Below are 18,957 nucleotides of genomic sequence, written 5' to 3'. Positions count from 1 at the left end.
AGGTTTTGTGAAAATTTTAGAGCAGACTCTTGGACACATCCGGGCAGCGGACAGGGATATTATGGCTAAGGCCCAGCGGGAAATAGATTATTGTCTCAAGCCTCCCGGAAGCCTTGGAAAGCTCGAAGATATAGCCCGCCAGGTTGCTGGTATCACAGGCAAGCTAAACAACACCATTGATAAAAAAGCCATTATTGTCATGATGGCTGATAATGGTGTGTATGGCGAAGGTGTTGCCATGTACCCGCAGGATGTAACCCGGATAGGAGCCGATTTTGTAACCTCTGGGAGGATGGGAGTCAATTTCCTGGCCAATCATGCCGGGGCTGATATTATAGCCGTTGATATAGGTATCCAGGTCGATGTCGATCTTCCCCGGGTTGTGTCACGGAAAATTCGTTATGGTACGGCCAATTTTCGCAGGCAACCTGCAATGGAAAGAGAGGAGGCCGTCAAGGCGGTCGAAACAGGGATTGAGATTGCCGGGCAGGCTATCGATGACGGGTACAACCTGCTTGGCACCGGGGAGATAGGTATTGGGAACACCACTGCTTCCAGTGCCGTATTGTATGCCTTTACCGGTGCTGCTATTGACCGTGTTGTCGGCCGCGGGGCAGGGCTGAGCGATGAATCCTATGCTGCCAAAAAGAAGGTGGTGCAGGATGCGGTTGATCTGCATCAGCCTGATCGTGATGATCCCTTGGATGTACTCTCCAAGGTCGGTAGTCTCGATATTGCCGGTATGGCTGGTATCTATCTCGCCTGTGCTGCGAGAAAGATTCCGGTGGTTGCCGATGGGCTGATCTCCAATGTGGCAGCACTAACTGCACTACGGTTGAAACCCGAGGTAATCGATTATATAATTCCTTCGCATATCTCTTTTGAACCCGGAGCAAAGCTTTTGAAGGAAATTACCGGGCTGGAGCCAATGCTTGATATGAATATGCGCCTTGGTGAAGGCACGGGGTGTGCGTTGGTTTTTCCCATAATAGAAGCTGCGCTCAAGATGACAACGGAAATGGGCACGTTTGCAGCCCTTGGTAAAACCCGCGATGAAATAGGTTCGTCAGCCATGGCCTATCACGGAAAACATCCGGATGAAAAGACCTGATAACAACACTGTTGAGACTCTACCCAGGAGAAAATAGTATGCTTGTTCTTCCTGTTCCCTGTTTGTTTGATAATTTTTCCTATTTGCTTGTCGATGAAACAACAAGGGTGTGCGCTATTGTCGACCCGTGCGAGTATTACCCGTTAGTTTCAGCCCTGGCAGAGCATCAACTCAAGCCCGAGTCAATTTTTTGTACCCACCACCACCGGGATCATATCGATGGCATCGAAGATATCCTGGAAGAGTATCCGGGACTTCCAGTGTATGGGCATGCTAGTGATCACGGGCGTATTCCGGCATTAACCCATCTGTTAGTTGACCAGGAGGAGGTGGCGGTTGGCCGGCTTAACGGGAAGATTTATCATACACCCGGTCATACGCGGGGCAGTTCCCTTTATCATTTTGGTGACGCTCTTTTTACTGGGGATACACTTTTCGGCGCTGGGTGCGGTCGTCTTTTCGAGGGGACGGCCGAGGAAATGTACCATTCTCTGGCAAGGATAACGGAGTTGTTTGCGCCCGAAATCAAGATTTATCCCGGTCATGACTATACGCGAGCGAACCTTGAATTCGCCAAGTCCCTCGAACCTGCAAACAGTGCTATTATACAGAGGTTGGAAGACGAGGTCGCAGCAGCAAACAGTGCCGAGGGCTGGGCGCCGTCAGACCTGGAACTTGAACTGAACACCAACCCGTTTCTCCGCTGTGGTAAGCCTGCTATTCATTTTGCAGCGCAAAATGTGGACCCGAATATGGACGGTACGCCGGAAGAGGTATTTCGGATAATTCGTCAGATGAAGGATAATGCCTGAAAGCGGGGAATGCCGTTTTGTAGGCAGCTGGTAGATAGAAAAGGCGTAATCAGAAAAAAGTCCGAAGCATCGTTTGCTGCTTCGGACTTTTTTGTATCGTGTGGATTATTACTCTCAATCCTCTTTCCAGTCAGGCCGTAAGTGCAGTTCTGTTAATTGTTTGCGGTTAACAGGTGCAGGCGCTTCCGTTAGCAGGCAGGTTGCCTTCTGGGTTTTAGGAAAGGCAATAACCTCTCGAATGGAGGTGGAGCCGCTCAAGAGCATGATGAGGCGGTCAACCCCGAAAGCAATTCCGCCATGGGGAGGTGCGCCATAGGTGAGAGCTTTGAGGAGAAAACCAAACTTTTCCTGAGCTTCTTCATCGTCAATTCCAAGGGCTTTGAAAACCTTTTCCTGGACTGCCGGATTGTGAATACGGATTGAGCCTCCACCGATTTCGTTGCCGTTGAGAACCAAATCGTAAGCCTGGCTTTTTACTGCTCCAGGATCTGATTCGAGCATGTCCAGCTGGTCGTCAAAGGGTGCTGTGAAAGGATGGTGTACCGCCGAAAAGCGCTTGGCATCGTCATCGTATTCAAACATCGGGAAATCTGTGATCCAGAGGAAGTCATAGGTGTCTTGTTCGATGATGTCGAGTCTGCGTGCCAACTCGAGCCGCAGCTCTCCCAACACCTGGTGAACAGTGCTGATTTTGTCTGCGCCAAATAAGATCAGGTCGCCGGGTTGAGCGTCAAGAGCTTTGCCCATGGCTGTGATTTCCTCATCACTGAAAAATTTAGTGATCGGGGATTGCCATTCGTCATCTTTTATTTTAATCCAGGCCATACCGCGCGCACCAAATCGTCCAGCATATTCTGTCAGGTCATCCAGGTCTTTACGGGAGAAATTGGCGCACCCCTTGGCATTGATCGCCTTGACAGCCCCTTCCTTTTCAATGATGGTGTTGAACACTTTGAAACCGCAACCGCTCAGGATCTCGGTCAGGTCGACAAGCTCCAGGCCAAAACGGGTGTCAGGTCTGTCAGTACCGAATCGGAGCATGGATTCGTCATACGTCATACGTTTAATGGGGAGGTTCAGGTCGACGTTGACAGTAGCTTTGAAAAGGGCAGCAATCATGCCCTCAACAATGGTGATAATGTCCTCTTGGGTAACAAAGCTGAGCTCCATATCAATCTGGGTGAACTCCGGCTGGCGATCAGCGCGCAGGTCTTCGTCGCGAAAGCATTTAACAATTTGATAATAACGGTCCATGCCGGACATCATCAGGATTTGCTTAAAGAGCTGGGGCGATTGTGGAAGCGCAAAGAATTTACCTGCACTTACCCTGCTGGGAACCAGATAATCGCGAGCACCTTCAGGGGTTGAACGGGTGAGCATGGGGGTCTCAATTTCGAGAAACTCCCGGTTGTTGAGGTAGGTGCGAACGGTTTGCAGCGCTTGGTGTCTGAGGATGAGGTTTTTAGCCACCTCGGGTCGGCGAAGGTCGAGATAACGGTACTGGAGACGCAGGTTGTCGGAAAAATCACTGTCTTCGTCCAGTGGGAAAGGGGGTGTTTCACTGGTGTTGAGAATGCGCAGTTCATCAACAAGTATTTCGATGCAACCGGTCTTCAGTTTTTTGTTTTCCATGTCCCCGGGACGTCTTTCGACTTTGCCCCTTACTGCAACAACCCACTCGTTGCGCAGTTGGTGAGCCTTTGCATGCACGTCTTTGTTGATCTCAGGGTTAAAAACAATCTGGGTGATGCCCCAGCGATCACGAAGGTCTATGAAAATAACCCCGCCGTGATCTCGACGGCGCAAAACCCAGCCCATGAGGGTTACTTCCTGAGACAGGTTTTCCAGTCCAAGATCATTACAGTTATGTGTTCGCCGCAGCGTTCCCATTGATTCCATAGTTTTCTCCAGAAAAAGGCCGCCGGGCTAAGCCCGATACGGCGCGTTGCAACTCAAGCTGTCTGTTTTGATGAAAGGTCAGCAGGGTTGAAAATATTGTGTTGAGGTTAAGCGCGCAGCACGGGTGCTAACCGTTCGCCTTGCTCGCTGACAGATCCGGCAAGGGAAAAGACCTGCTGTTTCTGAGTTTTCATGTCACGGAGAACAGCCTCCTCTTGCTTCAGTTCGTTTTCGCCGACAATCAGTACAAAGCGAGCGTGGACGCGGTTAGCCTGTTTCATTTGTGCCTTAAGACTACGGCCGCTGTAATCCATGGCTGCATTTATTCCCCGCAGTCTGAGTTGGTGGGTCAGCTGGCTGCATGGCTTGTTAGCCTCTTGGCCTAGTGCTGCGATGAAGCAATCTGTATTTTGGGTAAGAGAGGTGCCGTTGTTTTTTTGTTCCATCAACAGCACAATACGTTCGATGCCCATGGCAAATCCAATGCCTGGCAAGGCCGGGCCACCGAGTTGTTCTATTAGTCCGTCGTATCGTCCCCCAGCGCCGACAGCTGCCTGTGCTCCCAGATCACTTGTCAGAAATTCAAAAGTAGTCTGGGTGTAGTAATCCAGTCCGCGTACCATGAAACGGTTGATCGTGAACGATATGCCAAGGTCCTGCAGTGCTTGTCGGACTAGGGAAAAGTGGTCGCTGCAGTTTTCGCAGAGACTGTCAAGTATGGACGGGGCGTCTTTGGCAATAGCTTTGCAAGTAGATTTTTTGCAATCCAGTACTCTGAGCGGATTGGTAGTAGTTCTGCGCTTGCAATCATCGCACAGTGCGTCTTGATGCAGCTCCAGATAGTTGACGAGTTTTGTGCGAAAAGGGGGCCGGCATGCAGGGCAGCCCAGTGAGTTGATCTCCAGGCTGGTGTTTATGCCAAGTTCATCGAGTAACATTTGGCCCATGGCAATCAATTCCGCGTCAACTTGCGGTTCCTGGGCACCGATGATTTCTGCATCAAGCTGGTGGAATTGGCGTTGACGGCCTTTTTGTGGACGTTCATGGCGAAACATTGGGCCAATGGTGAATAACCGCTGAACAGGTTGTTGCACATGCATACCGTTTTCTATAAAAGCCCGCATGATGGAAGCAGTTGCTTCCGGACGCATGGTTATCGACTTCTCAGTAAAGGTATACATCTCCTTTTCAACCACATCTGTCGCCTCACCGATGGAGCGGACAAACAAATCGGTTTTTTCCATGATCGGTACTCTGATTTCCCGCATACCGAATCGTTGAAAAATATCTCTGGCCCGTTGTTCAATTTGCTGCCAGAGGAGGGCGCTGTCCGGCAGAATGTCTTTAAATCCGTTTATAGCCTGAATTTTCAAAGAGGTGCTCCATTGTGACTGCAGAAAATATGCATTATGCACATCGACGATACTTGATTTTAATAAAAAAAGACAAAAATCTAACTGCAAAATGAATGAAAAGTCAAGTCAGTGTGGCGCATTTCTGGTAAAAAGACTATAATAGTAGATTGGTATTTAGATTATATGGTCGTTGAAAAGGCAATATTACAAGGTCAGGCACTGGATAGTGGTTACTGTTGTATTAAGGCTTTACCGCAAATTGCCGAGGCAGCGTGAAGTGTGCATCGTTTCGGCGACTGTAAATATATTAGCCCTCTAACCCAAGAGATTTGCATGAAATTGCCAGAATTAAAAATAGGCTCATTTATAGCCAAGGTACCTATCATTCAGGGTGGAATGTCAGTTCGTGTTTCAACCTCCGCTCTGGCAGTGCCTGTTGCCGAGTGCGGCGGGATAGGTACAATAGGGGGATCTGCGATCCCTGTCGAAGAATTAAAGGCGGATATTCGTAAAGCCAAAGACGCCACCCAGGGCATAATCGCCGTGAACATTATGTATGCGATGAAGGACTTTTATGAACTGGTCATGGGGTCCATAGAAGCCGGTGCTGACATGATTGTTACTGGTGCTGGATTTTCAAGGGATATCTTTAAGATAGGAAAAAAACATAATATACCGATTGTATCAATCGTTTCTTCCCCCAATTTTGCAAAGCTGGCTGAAAAGCTTGGAGCTGCTGCCATCATTGCAGAAGCCACTGAAGCCGGTGGGCATCTCGGCACGGATAAAAAATTGAGGGACATGTTCCCGGCAATTCGAAAGGCCGTTTCCAAGGTTCCGCTGATAGCCGCTGGAGGCATTACAAACGGTTTTGAGATGGCTGAGATGATGGATGACTATGGTGCTGATGGTATCCAGATTGCTTCCCGTTTTGTCCTTAGTGAGGAATGCTCGGTTTCTCAGGAGTTCAAAGATGCCTTCTTGAAAGCCCAGAAGGATGATATCGTTTTAGTGCCATCCCCGGTGGGGATGACCGGACGAGCGGTGAAAACTCCATTTATTGAAAAAATGGAAAAAGGCGGTGATGTTTCGGTGGATAAATGCAGGTTTAAATGCCTGAAAAAATGCAGTTATAAGTATTGTATTAACGACAGATTAACGGCTGCATGCGATGGCGATCTTGATAATGGATTATTCTTTTCAGGGGCAAATACCTATAAAATGAATGAGATTTTGCCGGTGCGTGAAATTTTTGATCGTTTTGTCAAGGCTGCCGAATCAGTCTACAAGGAAACAGCAAAAACATCCGAACCCGGGGCAGCGTGAAGAAGCCTGGTATAAACCATTTGTAGTGAGTGTATGGATACGGATTCATCAATTGCAGCTCTTGGCCGGGGATATCAGCGGTGCGAACCGTTGATTATCCCCGAATCTGAACACCCCATTCGAGAATCGCAGCTGGACATCGAAGCCTTGAAAGTGCTTTACCGGCTGCGTGATGCCGGTTTTAAAGGGTATCTTGTCGGTGGAGGGGTGCGCGATCTTTATCTTGGTGAGAATCCCAAGGATTTTGATATTTCAACTGACGCTCGTCCTGGGCAGTTGCGTAAACTTTTTCGTAACAGCCGCACAATCGGCAGACGTTTTCGATTAGTTCAGGTCTTTTTTCGAGGCAATAAGATTATCGAAGTCTCGACATTGCGGTCACAGAGCGAACATGATCTTAACGGCCCTCAACAGGTTCTGCCCCATAATAATACCTTTGGCACTCTGGAGGAAGACGCCTTCCGCAGAGACCTCACCATCAATGCTCTGTTTTACGAAATAGAGACCAATACAATTATTGACTACATTGGTGGCGTCAACGATCTAAATACCGGGGTGGTCCGTATGGTCGGCGATCCTCATCGTCGATTTACGCGTGACCCCGTGCGTATAATGCGGGCAATCCGCCATGCCGCCAGAAAAGGATTTACGATAGATTCCCCAACCCGAGAGGCCATTGGAGTGCATGCAGATAAACTTTTGCTTTGCCCTGCATCACGTGTTCGGGATGAAATTTTGAAGGACCTGCAGTCTGGGACAAGCCAAAAATGGGCACAGCTTTGTATCGAAAATAACATCTGGAACATACTCTTTCCATTGTATACGAATTGTTTCAAGAGTAACGAACGACAGAATATAATACACGAACTGTATAGCCTGTTAAGCGTGGTGGATAGGCTGTATGGTTTGCGTAAACAAAAAAGGCAAGTTGTAATTCCTGAATATATGCTGTTTGCAGCTTTGCTTCTGCCTTGGGCAATCCGGCGTTTCAATCTCCTGGAAGTACAGCTGCGTGGTAAAGGGTATCATGTCTTGAATCGCAAAATTCGTGCGGATCTTGATAGTTATTTAGGGGAACAGTTTAATGTTAAGCGGATGGCAAAGGATGCCCTGGCGATCCTGTTGGTCAATCTACCGACCTTCCATCAGTTGGAGAATGGAGGGAAAATACCTAAATGGTTAAAACGGAAGAGTTATTATCGTGACTGTACCCGTTTTTATGCGATTTACCGCGAATCCTTAGGCAAGAGTGAGGTCGAGCCGCACTGCTTTTTCCAAGAGCAACATCAGCAGGAAGCTGTTGTTATGCCGCCTGAAAATGGGACTCGGAGTAAAAAACCGGGTAGACGGGGGGTTAATCCTGCTTTTAGCAGTAAAAAACAAGGCGTGTTTGGACTGAGGAATCGTGGCTAAGACGATTGTTACCCCAAAAGATGAACGGGCATTACGATTTTTGCTGTACAACATTCGCTATGCAGCTGGAAACGGTACCCGCTTTCATCTACCATTCCCCTATGCCGGGTATTTGAAGCGTTCCGGAAGCCAACTGGCCAAAATCGTATCCTTTATTAAGAGCGTGCAGCCGGATATCCTTGGGCTGGTAGAGGTGGACGGCGGCTCTTTTCGAACTGAGCAACAGTGTCAGGCCAAAAAAATAGCAGATCAACTCAAGCTCTATCATGTTATTGAAACCAAGTATGCCTTTGGTTCAGTAGCGAAACGGATGCCTTTGTTGAGAACGCAGGGTAATGCTATTTTGGCGCATGACGAAATAATCAGTCACCGTTTTCATTATTTTGAGGAAGGGGTCAAGAGGCTTATTATTCAGGCATGTATGGAAAGGGTTACGGTCTTTCTTGTTCATTTGTCACTGACATTTCGCAAGCGACAATACCAGCTGGAGCGGCTGTATCGGCTTATTCGAGAAGTTGATCGGCCTGTGATTTTGGCGGGTGATTTTAATGTGCTTTGGGGAAAGCGAGAACTTGACCTTTTTCTCGGCGCCACCGGCCTGGTGAGTGCCAATCCGAAAAAAATACCATCCTTCCCCAGTCGTAGCCCTAAAATGGAGCTTGATTTTATCCTTCACAGTCCTGAATTGAGGGTGGTCAATTTCCAGATTCCTTTGGTCACTTTTTCAGACCATGCTCCATTGATTTGTGATTTCGAATTTTTATAATTTTTCGTTTTGCCTAATCGTGGTCTGTTTGCGGCAGGCTGATGACTGAGCCATTGCGACCTGTATATTTTTTTCCCTTTGCTGTGCTTCTTCTGTAGGAAAAAAAACGGTCATTGCATTTGGTGCATACTTCTGTCGTCTCAATGTTGGTGTTCTTTATCCCTGCTTGTCTGAGTTGTTGTCTGGTTATAGCCCAAAAATCAAAATAGTTTCTACGTACCTGGTAAGCGTGCATCCACGTTGGCAGCTCCTGGCGATAGTTTTGAAATTCTGCACAGCATGGACCAAGCGAAGGGCTGATAACAGCACGTAAATCGTGTGGAGCTACTGCAAATTCTTTCTGCATTTGGGCTACGGTTGTGGCTATAATATTGATGACACTTCCTTTCCAACCGCAATGGATAGCACCAATGGCCTGTTGCTGTGGATCATAAAGCAGAACCGCCTGACAGTCTGCTTGCTGGATGAGCAAGCCGATTCCCTTCATACTGGTTATTAAAGCGTCAGCGCCTTCAATTTCCTTTAGATTATTTTTTGAACGGATGACTGCAACCACATCTGAATGGATCTGATGGGCCGAACAGAGGTGCTCAATCCGGAGGCGTTGACGGAGAATATTGCGGTTGGCCTTTACTGCTTCCTCGCTGTCGCCAACAGAGTAGCTGAGGTTCAGCGAGTTGAAAGGTCCTGAACCGACGCCGCCATGCCGGCAAAACATGCCGTGGGGGATAGGTAGATTACTGCTTGTGCAATAAGTGAGTCCTGGATGGGATGTAATCACGTTCGTATAATGAAAAAAGGGAAAGCCTGTGAAGGCTTTCCCGGTTAGAAGTGTTTATGCTGCAGGCCAGATACTAGAAATAAGCCTCAAAGGTGAGGTATACTTGGTGCGCGCTTTCTACAGGGTTGAGTCCAAGTGCTTGCAGCGCATCTTTGTCATCGTCAAGGTCGTAAGGTTTGACATTCCAGTCAAATCCGCCTGAGTAGTTGTAATCATAGTACTGCCAGCCCAGACGGATAAACGTCTTGGCATATTTGGAAATAGCTTCGCCGGTAGGCAGGTCGTAGATCATGTACAATTCGTAGGCATTACCGCGGGTGGCCAGCTTAGACATGTAGAGTTCGTCATGACCAGGAGTGAAGGCAACCCAGTATTGAGAGCCGTAGTTGTATTCAGCGCCAAGCTTGAGACCAAGGTCTTCAAAGTCATACCGGATGCCGGCGTAGACGGAATAACCATCTTCTGAATCGGTATTGAGCCCGGTTTGGCCACTGCTCATGCCGAAATAATCATTGAACATGCCGTTGCCGTTTGGATCGGTATGGCTCCATCCACCAGCAAGGAAGTAGTTGAAGTTGTTAACCTTGTCCATGAATATACCCGTGGTGTGGTACATTTGGCCGAGATCTTTCTGGGCGCCAAAGCCGCCGTCTTCTTGTGGTTGGCTTGCTCCCAGGCGAACAAGGTCGCTTTGGAAATTAGGATAGTTGAACAAGTTGTAGATGCCGAAGAATTGCAGATTGAGGAATCTTGACCCCTGCTTCATGACATCCCAGCTGAAGCCGCCGAAATCGGTGTCGTCAAGCGGATATGGGTTGGTGTCTTGATCATATTGGAGACCGTTTTCGAACCCACGGCCATAACAGAAGCGTAACCGGCTGGTACCCATGGCTTCTGCATTCCAGTCCCATGCGTACCCAAGGGTGAGGCCGTCAAAGGGGTAATCAAAATAGGCGCTTGGGGTGGCCATTCTAGTATCATTACCCATACGTAAATGTGCGGGGGGACCATCAGTGGTAGGACGCCGACCAATGGAGAACCACATAGGCAAACCGCCGATGTTGTTCCAATTGACGAAGGCACGGTCTACATAAAGAGCGCTGTCGTTGGGGGTACGGGTGACATTGCCGTCAAAGATCGGAAAACCACCTGCCAGGTTATCCGGGGTTGACTGCATACCCCACGCCTTGTACATGGCAAGACGACCTTTGAACTCAACGTTTTCAGTCGCTTTAACCCGCATGTTGAGGCGAAAGCGGTTGGTGAGGATGGTATCGTTTTCTTGATCTCCCATGGCCTGGGTGGCAAAGGTGGGTTGCCCGTTTGCCATGCCGGTCATAAGCAGAGGAGTGCCGGCATCAAAGACGTTGCTTGCACTGTAAAAATCGCCGCGGGCACGGAAGTCGCCGTAAAAGGTAAAACGAGCTGCCAAGTCCCAGGACTCTGATTTTTCCTCCAGCAGGTCATCCATGTCGTTAACTTTATCACTGTATTCGGTCATTGCCTCACTTTGTTCGGCCAACTGGGCTTTCAAAGCATCAAGCTGTCTAGCAAGTTCTTCGATCTTGCTTTCCAGATCTTGGGGTGTTTTGCCTGCACCGGCAAAGGTAGTTGCCGGCAAAGCCAGCAAACCAGCCAAAGCAAGCATGGACATTTTTTTTACCATCTTTCCTCCTCCCTTCTTCTTCCCTTAATTTTCTGAAACTATACGGAATTACAGAACACTATGTATATTTTAATACCGATAGTATCGTTATAACCGAAGAAAGTCAATGCGACAGCCTATAAAAGTATAAAAAATTGTACTCGGGAGGGTGGGGCTTAAGGAGGGAGAATCACCGGAAGCGGGTAATACTTCCGGTGATTGATACGGATGTTAATAGTAGCGGAAGGTCATTTTGTTGTTTTTTCGGCCTATTCTTACATTGCCGCCTTTTTTAAGAGCCCCGAAAAGGATTTCGTCGGTTAAGGTGTCGCCTATCTCTTTCATGATCAGGCGACGCAGGGGGCGAGCCCCGTAGGCGGGTTCATAGCCTTCACTGGCAATCCAGCGTCGTGCACTTGGGGTTAAGGAAATTGAGATATTCTTTTCGGACAACTGGGCTTGCAGCTCAAGTGTCATTTTATCGACAATCTTCTCTACCGTATCTATACCAAGGGTGGAAAAGCTGATGGTTGCATCAAGGCGATTGCGAAATTCAGGGGCAAAAAGATTTTTAATGGCTTTTTGCTCTTTCCCTTTAGAATCGCCGATAAACCCTATTGTCTGTTCACTCATTTCCCTGGCACCGGCATTGGTGGTCATAATGATAATGACGTTGCGAAAGTCGGCTCGTCGCCCTGCATTATCAGTGAGGGTTGAATGATCCATAACTTGGAGTAAAACCGAAAAAACATCAGGATGCGCCTTTTCGATTTCGTCGAGCAGCAGTACTGAATAGGGGTGCTTGCGAATGGCATCGGTGAGCAGGCCTCCTTGGTCAAATCCGACATAACCTGGAGGAGCACCAATAAGTCTTGCCACCGCATGTTTTTCCATATATTCACTCATGTCAAAACGTTCAAAATGAATGGAAAGAGCTGCTGCCAGTTGCCTCGCAACTTCTGTTTTGCCGACTCCGGTCGGGCCGGCAAAAAGAAACGAACCTGTAGGCGCCAATGGGTTGCCAAGTCCGGCTCGAGAGCGCTTAACAGCCTTGACAACGGCTTCAAGTGCGTCGTCTTGTCCAAAAATGGCTGACTTCAGCTTGTTGTTTAGGTTGCGAAGATCTTTGGTGTCATCACGGACCTTGCTCGAAACAGGAACCCTGGCCATTTTTGATACGATACGCTCTATATCCTTAACGCCCACAGTTTTCCCTATCTTTCCCATTAGCCGAAAAGAGGCACCTACCTCATCCATAATATCGATAGCCTTGTCTGGGAGGAAGCGATCGTTTATATATCGGTCCGCCAGTTCAGCCGTTGAGATAATGGCATTTTTAGAATAACGGATATGATGATGTTCTTCGTAACGGGGCTGCAACCCTTTTAAGATGTTGCAGGTATCATCCACCGAAGGCTCTTCGATGTCTATCTTTTGAAATCTCCGGGATAGAGCCCTGTCTTTTTCGATATGGTTTTTATACTCTTCATAAGTAGTTGAACCGATACAGCGGATGGTGCCGGCCTGCAAAGCAGGTTTAAGCAGATTTGAAGCATCCATAGAACCACCGCTGGTGGCACCGGCGCCGATAATGGTGTGCATTTCATCGATAAAAAGGATTGCATTGTCCTTATTTTCGATGGCGCTTACCACTTCTTTGAGCCGTTTTTCAAAGTCACCTCGATATTTGGTTCCGGCAACCAGAGTGCCGAGATCCAACATATAGATTTCCGTGTCCTGAAGCAGATCCGGTACTAGCTTATCTTCATCAGGGGGATCGGACTGACGTGCTATGCCATCCTCGTAGATCCTGAGAGCAAGCCCTTCTGCCATGGCTGTTTTACCGACTCCAGGTTCGCCCACCAACAAGGGGTTATTTTTTTTCCGGCGGCAAAGTACTTGCATCATTCGGTGTAGTTCACTGTCTCTGCCAATCAGAGGATCAATAGTTCCCTCTGCTGCTCTTTGCGCGTAATTGACCGTAAATTCCTGAAGTGCGTTTTCACCGCCCTTTTTTTGTTTGTTTTTGTTGGGAGGTGGTGAAGGTTGCTTAAACGGTTCACTCTGTAGCGTTTCAGGGAGACCATGTGAAATATATTCAACTACTTCCAGGCGACCAACTCCTTCTGAACCGAGAAAATAAACGGCATGGGAATCGGGCTCGGTAAGTATGGATACGAGCACGTCTCCTGTGTCGACCTGTTTTTTACCGCAACTCTGCACATGACTAACAGCCCTTTGCAGAACCCTGTTAAAGGCAACTGTTTGTGAGGGCTCGCTCTCATTGTTTTTTAATACCGGCATACCACTGGCAAAGAATTGTTCAAGCCGTTCTTTAAGGTTGGCATTGTTGCCGCCGCATTTATCAATAATGTGTCGGGCCAGTTCGTCGTGGAGTAACCCGTAGAGCATATGCTCGACAGTAACATATTCATGTTGCTGATTTCTTGCTTCTTTGATGGCCTTTATTAGTGCCAGTTCCAATTGTTTACTCAGCATAGTATTGATCCTTATACAGAGACTGGACGTACATTCTTTTGCCTAAGAATGGTCCGGTGTCCTCTGGTGGTGTTAACAGTCTTTTTCAAGAGAACATTTCAATGGGAATTGATTTTTTTGGGCCAAGTGATGCACCTGGGATATTTTTGTTTCCCCTATTTCACGGGTATATATACCCGCAATGCCCATTCCCTGGTGGTGTACATCAAGCATGATTTTAGTGGCTTCGGTGCTGTCCTTGTTAAAAATCGTTTCAAGAATCATCACCACAAAATCCATGGTAGTGTAGTCGTCGTTGTGCAGCAAAACTTTAAAAAGTGGTGGTTCTTGCAGCTGCTTCTTATCTTCTGCGAGAATCTCACCTTGAAGGTTGGATTGTTCCTTGGCCATTATCGTGAACAGTTAATTACATTTATATTTCGTAGACCCAAAGCTGTTTCTGCCGTCGAATCTACAGTGTTAATTGTGTCAAGTGCGTTGAAATAACAACAGGGTTGTAACTTTTTTTTTCTCTCTTTCATACTTGTATAGTAATGCTCCCCTCTAAATTTTCAAGTTTCCTTTCATTTTGGAGGGCGGCAATGTCATTGCTGCTGAGCGAGCATGGTGAAAAAAAGATGCTGAAGGATTATTTGCGGAGTCACAGGAGAACCTTTGAGCCGCATTTCTGTTTGTAACAGGAGGCGCATCCACTGCTGCAGTTGCTGCAATGGATGGTTGGCCGCCGTTTTAAATTGCATATACAGTGCATATGGGTGGCCGCTGAGTTCTTTTTTCCAGGCGGAATTCTCTTTTAGTAGCGGAAGGCACTGATTCTGAAAAGCGCTGGCAGACATGGAAGGTGTGTAGCCGAAGTGGGATTGTTCCTGGAGCGAGCGAAATAATAAAAGAGAGCGGGTCGTATTCCTCAATGCTGCTATAAGCGCAAGGGGATGGAGCCCATTTGCCTGCAGCCTGTCGGCAATGAGTAGAACTTGCCTGAGATTTTTAGCCGTCAAGGCGGTGGTCAATTCAAAAAGTGCTTCCTGGCGAGTCCTGCCGACCACAGCGTCGAGGTCTTCCTGGGTTATTTTTTGACGCTCTCCGATATAGAGCATAACTTTTCTCAGTTCCATGACAACCGCAACCGGATGGAAGCCGACTCTTTCTATCAACCGATCAGCGACAGCAGGAACAATGGTTTTATTCATCTCGGTCAGAGTCTGTTGGATGAGAGCTAGAAGCACACTTTTTTGCTGCTTTTGCGCCTTGGCAGAAGAACCTGCCTCAACGCCGAGATCGACCACGACATGGTGCTCTTTGAAATATTTGAACAGTTTTTTCCTTTTATCGACTTCTTCGGCAATTAGGATCAGGATGTTGTTTGCGGGGATGTTTTCTTCAAGACATGCTATGAGTATTTCCGCAGAGTCGGCAGCGTTTTTGACCTGCTTGTCGGGTTGTGAGCGTAGTGTCAGCAACGGTTCAACTGTCCAGGAGAGATCTTCATCAGGTTTGGCGAAACCAAAAGCATGCTGCCACTGCTGAGGGGTCAGTTGGCTGAGGTCATGTTCAGAAATATCCGCTTTTATTCCGCCTGCACTGAGGAAAGCACTAAGTGATCGAGTCACTTGTCCTGGTTTCTTTGCCTCATGGGCCTTGATAACTTTTTTCCATATGTTTTTCGCAACAGTTTTTGAAAAAAAGAGCCGAGTGTCAATGACTTTAAAGATTTGGCGACCGGGAAGAAGGCTGAAGCTGCGCAGTTTGTACACCAGGGTTGCCGTGTCCTCATGCTCACCGTCAACAGGGTGAACTGTACCCGGGAGCTGGAGGAGCTGTTTTTCAATTTTTTCAACAGCATCCCTGCATAAATATCGTTCACCAAAAAAGAGGTAGACCTGGGCTGCATTGTTGACGGTTTGTTCCAGTAACTTGGGGAGTGTTTCGCGAGTGTATACAGGCATACAGGTTAGCTCTTTTTCGGGGGGAGAAGGGTAGCAGGCTGGTTGATAAACATTTTATGAAGGATAGCCGGCAGTGATCCTGGTTGCAAGTAGTCCTGACCACGGCCGGACTGGAAAAATGGCGTAGAGGCATTGGTAACCTTATCCCAGGTGGCTGCCTCTCCGTGGGTGGCGACAAATTCAAATAAAAAGGTGTTGTAAGGAGTGTTTATTTCAGCCAGACCCGTGCCGATGGTTGCCAAAATATCAACTGATCCCGCAAAAAGTTGATTAAGGTGAGAGTATACCTTCACTCCGCCGCAGGAGCCAATACTTAAAAAACGTTGCTTGTTTTTAAGCATTTTTTGAGTGAGCATATTTTGTTCAATAAGGGAGGTCATTGGATCGGTTATTTGTTCTTTGCGCCAGTAGCTATGCCCTCGCTGGATAAGCATTTCATGACCACTTGTGAAAAAGTTGAGGAGCTTGTCTTGTTGTTCTTCCTGGTTTGCATATACAGAGAGTACGTGGCGTATGGTTATGTGGTTGAGGGTGCGAGTAAATGCCACGCTGGCTTTTTCTGTTTCCATCAGTCGGAAAAGTTTTGGTAGTCCTAGGGACCCTATGTTTTCATCTTGAGGAGAAAGGGTATTGATTTCTTGCCGCTGTAAGGGCGAAATTGCAACCGCTGAATAGGCCGGAGCCGGTTCCAAAACGTAACCCTTTTGCCGCAGATAGCGTGCAAAGGAATAAAACGATTGACGTCCGTCGTCATCGGGATGGAAAAGAGACAACGACACTAATTGGTTGTCCTGCTTCCATTCTGCAAAAGGAGTCTGCAGGAACTGGGCAAAGGAGAGCCGACCATGCTTTTGCTCAAGCAAGCTCAATTTTTCCTGGTCTTCTCGAGTAAGAAATTCCTGCTGATGTTGTTGGTAATATTGCAGGGCTGCGATCAGTAGTCTTGCTACCTCTGAGTTGGTTTCTTCTGCAGCCGTGATCATCTTTTGTACAAAATAAGAACGGGCCTCTGTTTTAAGGATTTTAAAAAGCGGCTGCATTGTAGCTGTGAAGACAAGCAGTGAAGCGGGATCACGAAAAGCGGATTTGGCCACCAGGTCCAGCACCTGTTGTTGCTGTTGACTGTTTTTTGGGAAAAATGAGGCCAATTTACCTTTTTGGGCACAACTGGTAATGAACTGTGCTACCAGGAAATGTGTTGGGTCAACGGCTTCAAAGAAAAGGAGGAGATTGTCTGAAAAGTTTTCTCGCAGGCGCCTTTGCAGGACTGGTACCAGAATATTCCGGAAGGAAGAATCATATAATTCGCTTCCCTGGCTCAGGAGTGCGTAGATGTTGATCGATGTCAGGCTGGATGCGATGTACGATCTGTTGGCAGAGGTTGCCTCACGCAGGATATTGATTGCTGTGCCTTGCTGCCGGGATGTGATTGCGGAGGTAAATTGGTTGCCATAGCGGACTTTGATGACCGGTGAAAGGTGGTGGAAATATCGTCGGAGTTCTTTGGTGGGCATCTTGCGGAGAACACTTGAAGAAAGTTCCATGCCAAATCGATCTGTCAGGGCGTGGAGATCGTTTATTTCCCATATCAGGGTTTGGGCGCCTGCCTGCATGCCTTGGAGGAGTTGTTTCTTCTGCCCTTTGTTAAAGGTGGCGACCTGGGTTTCCTGGATGTCCGGCGGCAGGGCAAAAAACATAACCAGCCAGTCCCAGGCTTCTTTGCTGGGTGGTTGGGTGGTGATAAAAAGAAAATGAGCATTCCAGGCATCTTCCCTGCGAAGTCGGGAGATGAGTGAAAGTCCTTCAAAAAGGGTTGTCGTATCCAGTTCTTCAAGCTGAGCATAAGCCTTGAGTGCCATGGCTTGGCTTTCACTGAGTCTGTGTATGGTCAGTAAAACCGTGGTGATGTTCTTGGCAGTCATGCCCTTGACTGCCAGCATAGCTTGCAGTGCCTGGTGGGTTGGAGCAGGCAGCTTGTTGAGCAGAGGGATTAACTCCAGAGCAAAGCCGGGAGTCGTATCAGGAAGCTCGAAAAAGGCAACGAAGGTTTTGCCCGCTGCATAAGAGAGAGCACTGATTGCCGGCACTGCCTTAAGTGAGAGGTCGTAATCAGTACCGGTAAGCTCACTCCATTGCTCAAAAATGCGCACCTGTTCAAAGGAGAGAGGGTGGTTAATGAGCAGTGACCAGATGTTTTGGTATTGGGCAAAGCCGAGAGCAGGGAGGCTGCAAAAGATACGCAAAACGCGCTGGCTATTATAACTGAGTCCTTTGATAATTTCTTTGCCATAGGCCACTTGCTCACTGGTAAGGCAGTCATTTCTCTGGTATAGACTGACGGTCTGTCGCCAACTCGCATGCTGTAAGTCAAGGGGGGCTCCGTGTGCTGTTGTCGCGGTGCTGCCCTCCAGCATTGCAAAGAGCGCAATGGAGAGGAATAAAAGAGCAATAAGCTGTTTGCGAGAGAAGTTATGGATGTGGAACATAAAGGACATATAAATCAGGTAGTCTCTTACCAGGGGAGTTTGCTGCCGACATTGGCAATGTTGGTGGCCATGGTGTTGTGGGGAAGCTCTTTTGTTGCCATGAAGTACGCTTTTTTTGAACTTGATCCCTTGCTTGTTGTATTGGGTCGTCTTATGGTCGCTTCACTGTGCTTTCTTCCTTTTATCCGGCACTTTGTCAAGGCGCCAATCAGAAAAAAACATCTGTTGCCCATGCTGGGAATGGGCCTCTGCGAACCCTGTCTGTATTTTCTTTTTGAAGCAGCCGCTCTGCAGCAGACCAGCGCATCTCAGGCATCAATGATTACAACCATGTTGCCGCTGCTGGTGGCGATTGCTGCTGGTGCAATTTTGGGAGAGCATATTTCACGAAAAACCGTGATTGGTTTTATCCTCGCAGCTGCAGGGGCCTTGTGGCTCACTTTGGCTGGAGAACGTACCCAGCAGGCTCCCAACCCGGTCCTGGGAAATTTTTTAGAATTCCTGGCCATGGTTTGTGCCACAGGATACATTATTCAGATGAAATATTTAAGCAGAGATCTTTCACCCTTTTTTTTAACAGCAGTGCAATGTGTTTTGGGAGCCCTGTTTTTTTTGCCGGTACTGCTGCTTCCCCAGGTGCATGTCCCACAGGCAATATCGCTCAGCGGGGTGTCGATTATTCTCTATCTAGGTGTTTTTGTCAGTGTCGGAGCCTATGGTCTGTATAATTTCGGTATTAGTCGCATACCAGCAAATCAGGCTTCAGTCTTTATTAATCTTATTCCCGTTTTTACTGTTATCCTTGGGTTTGTGGTTTTAGGGGAACATTTTACCTTTTGGCAGTTTTGGGCCTGTGTGTTGGTGTTTTGTGGGGTTATCCTGAGTCAGGATCGAAAAAATCAAGAAGAAGTGGCATGA

General features: G+C 47.8%; 14 protein-coding genes. 6 read left to right on the top strand and 8 right to left on the bottom strand.

Annotated features, from left to right (window positions below):
- Window positions 1–7: 7 nt before the first annotated feature.
- Both cobT and gloB read left to right on the top strand, forming a co-directional pair.
- On the top strand, window positions 8–1,111 hold the full coding sequence (gene cobT / locus JWH17_RS03730; protein WP_205221217.1) for a nicotinate-nucleotide--dimethylbenzimidazole phosphoribosyltransferase: 1,104 nt from the start codon (window positions 8–10) through the stop codon (window positions 1,109–1,111).
- A 38-nt stretch (window positions 1,112–1,149) separates the two neighbouring features.
- Window positions 1,150–1,923: a hydroxyacylglutathione hydrolase gene (gene gloB, locus JWH17_RS03725; protein ID WP_205221216.1), complete on the top strand. Its 774-nt coding sequence runs from the start codon at window positions 1,150–1,152 to the stop codon at window positions 1,921–1,923.
- Between the two features lie 114 nt (window positions 1,924–2,037).
- On the opposite strand, the gene aspS is transcribed toward gloB, so the two are convergent.
- A complete protein-coding gene (aspS, locus tag JWH17_RS03720; RefSeq protein ID WP_205221215.1) occupies window positions 2,038–3,822 on the bottom strand; it encodes an aspartate--tRNA ligase in 1,785 nt (594 codons plus the stop codon).
- Window positions 3,823–3,929: 107 nt separating this feature from the next.
- Window positions 3,930–5,195, bottom strand: coding sequence for a histidine--tRNA ligase (gene hisS, locus JWH17_RS03715; RefSeq protein WP_205221214.1), 1,266 nt, complete (start codon window positions 5,193–5,195; stop codon window positions 3,930–3,932).
- A 315-nt stretch (window positions 5,196–5,510) separates the two neighbouring features.
- On the opposite strand from hisS, the gene JWH17_RS03710 reads away from it, so the two are divergent.
- From JWH17_RS03710 to JWH17_RS03700, 3 genes are read left to right on the top strand one after another with little or no spacing between them, the layout of a single operon-like run.
- Window positions 5,511–6,503, top strand: coding sequence for an NAD(P)H-dependent flavin oxidoreductase (locus JWH17_RS03710; protein WP_205221213.1), 993 nt, complete (start codon window positions 5,511–5,513; stop codon window positions 6,501–6,503).
- A 33-nt stretch (window positions 6,504–6,536) separates the two neighbouring features.
- A complete protein-coding gene (gene pcnB, locus JWH17_RS03705; protein WP_205221212.1) occupies window positions 6,537–7,916 on the top strand; it encodes a polynucleotide adenylyltransferase PcnB in 1,380 nt (459 codons plus the stop codon).
- Window positions 7,909–8,682, top strand: coding sequence for an endonuclease/exonuclease/phosphatase family protein (locus JWH17_RS03700; RefSeq protein ID WP_319550391.1), 774 nt, complete (start codon window positions 7,909–7,911; stop codon window positions 8,680–8,682). Before pcnB ends, JWH17_RS03700 begins: the two co-directional genes overlap by 8 nt.
- Window positions 8,683–8,695: 13 nt before the next feature.
- On the opposite strand, the gene pgeF is transcribed toward JWH17_RS03700, so the two are convergent.
- The 6 genes from pgeF to JWH17_RS03670 form a co-directional block, all read right to left on the bottom strand.
- The gene (pgeF, locus tag JWH17_RS03695) at window positions 8,696–9,463 is read right to left on the bottom strand and encodes a peptidoglycan editing factor PgeF (RefSeq protein WP_332468363.1); all 768 of its coding nucleotides are present in this window, start codon (window positions 9,461–9,463) and stop codon (window positions 8,696–8,698) included.
- A 73-nt stretch (window positions 9,464–9,536) separates the two neighbouring features.
- The gene (locus JWH17_RS03690; protein ID WP_205221211.1) at window positions 9,537–11,129 is read right to left on the bottom strand and encodes a DUF3373 family protein; all 1,593 of its coding nucleotides are present in this window, start codon (window positions 11,127–11,129) and stop codon (window positions 9,537–9,539) included.
- A gap of 210 nt (window positions 11,130–11,339) precedes the next feature.
- Entirely contained in the window at window positions 11,340–13,607 is a 2,268-nt protein-coding gene (gene clpA, locus JWH17_RS03685) for an ATP-dependent Clp protease ATP-binding subunit ClpA (protein ID WP_205221210.1), read from the bottom strand.
- Between the two features lie 72 nt (window positions 13,608–13,679).
- Window positions 13,680–13,997 (bottom strand): ATP-dependent Clp protease adapter ClpS, encoded by a 318-nt coding sequence (gene clpS, locus JWH17_RS03680; protein WP_205221209.1) that lies wholly within the window; start codon window positions 13,995–13,997, stop codon window positions 13,680–13,682.
- Window positions 13,998–14,191: 194 nt separating this feature from the next.
- Window positions 14,192–15,553 carry a DNA polymerase III subunit delta gene (holA, locus tag JWH17_RS03675; protein WP_205221208.1) on the bottom strand — a complete coding sequence of 454 codons (1,362 nt, stop codon included), beginning with the start codon at window positions 15,551–15,553 and terminating at the stop codon, window positions 14,192–14,194.
- Window positions 15,554–15,558: 5 nt separating this feature from the next.
- Window positions 15,559–18,048, bottom strand: coding sequence for a hypothetical protein (locus tag JWH17_RS03670; protein WP_205221207.1), 2,490 nt, complete (start codon window positions 18,046–18,048; stop codon window positions 15,559–15,561).
- Here JWH17_RS03670 and JWH17_RS03665 point away from each other — a divergent pair.
- A complete protein-coding gene (locus tag JWH17_RS03665) occupies window positions 18,025–18,957 on the top strand; it encodes a DMT family transporter (protein WP_205221206.1) in 933 nt (310 codons plus the stop codon). The two genes, JWH17_RS03670 and JWH17_RS03665, sit on opposite strands and share 24 nt — an antisense overlap.

The organism is Desulfogranum marinum (assembly GCF_016918565.1).
Taxonomy (GTDB): Bacteria; Desulfobacterota; Desulfobulbia; order Desulfobulbales; family Desulfobulbaceae; genus Desulfogranum; species Desulfogranum marinum.
This window is presented reverse-complemented; position numbering and strand designations above follow the sequence as displayed.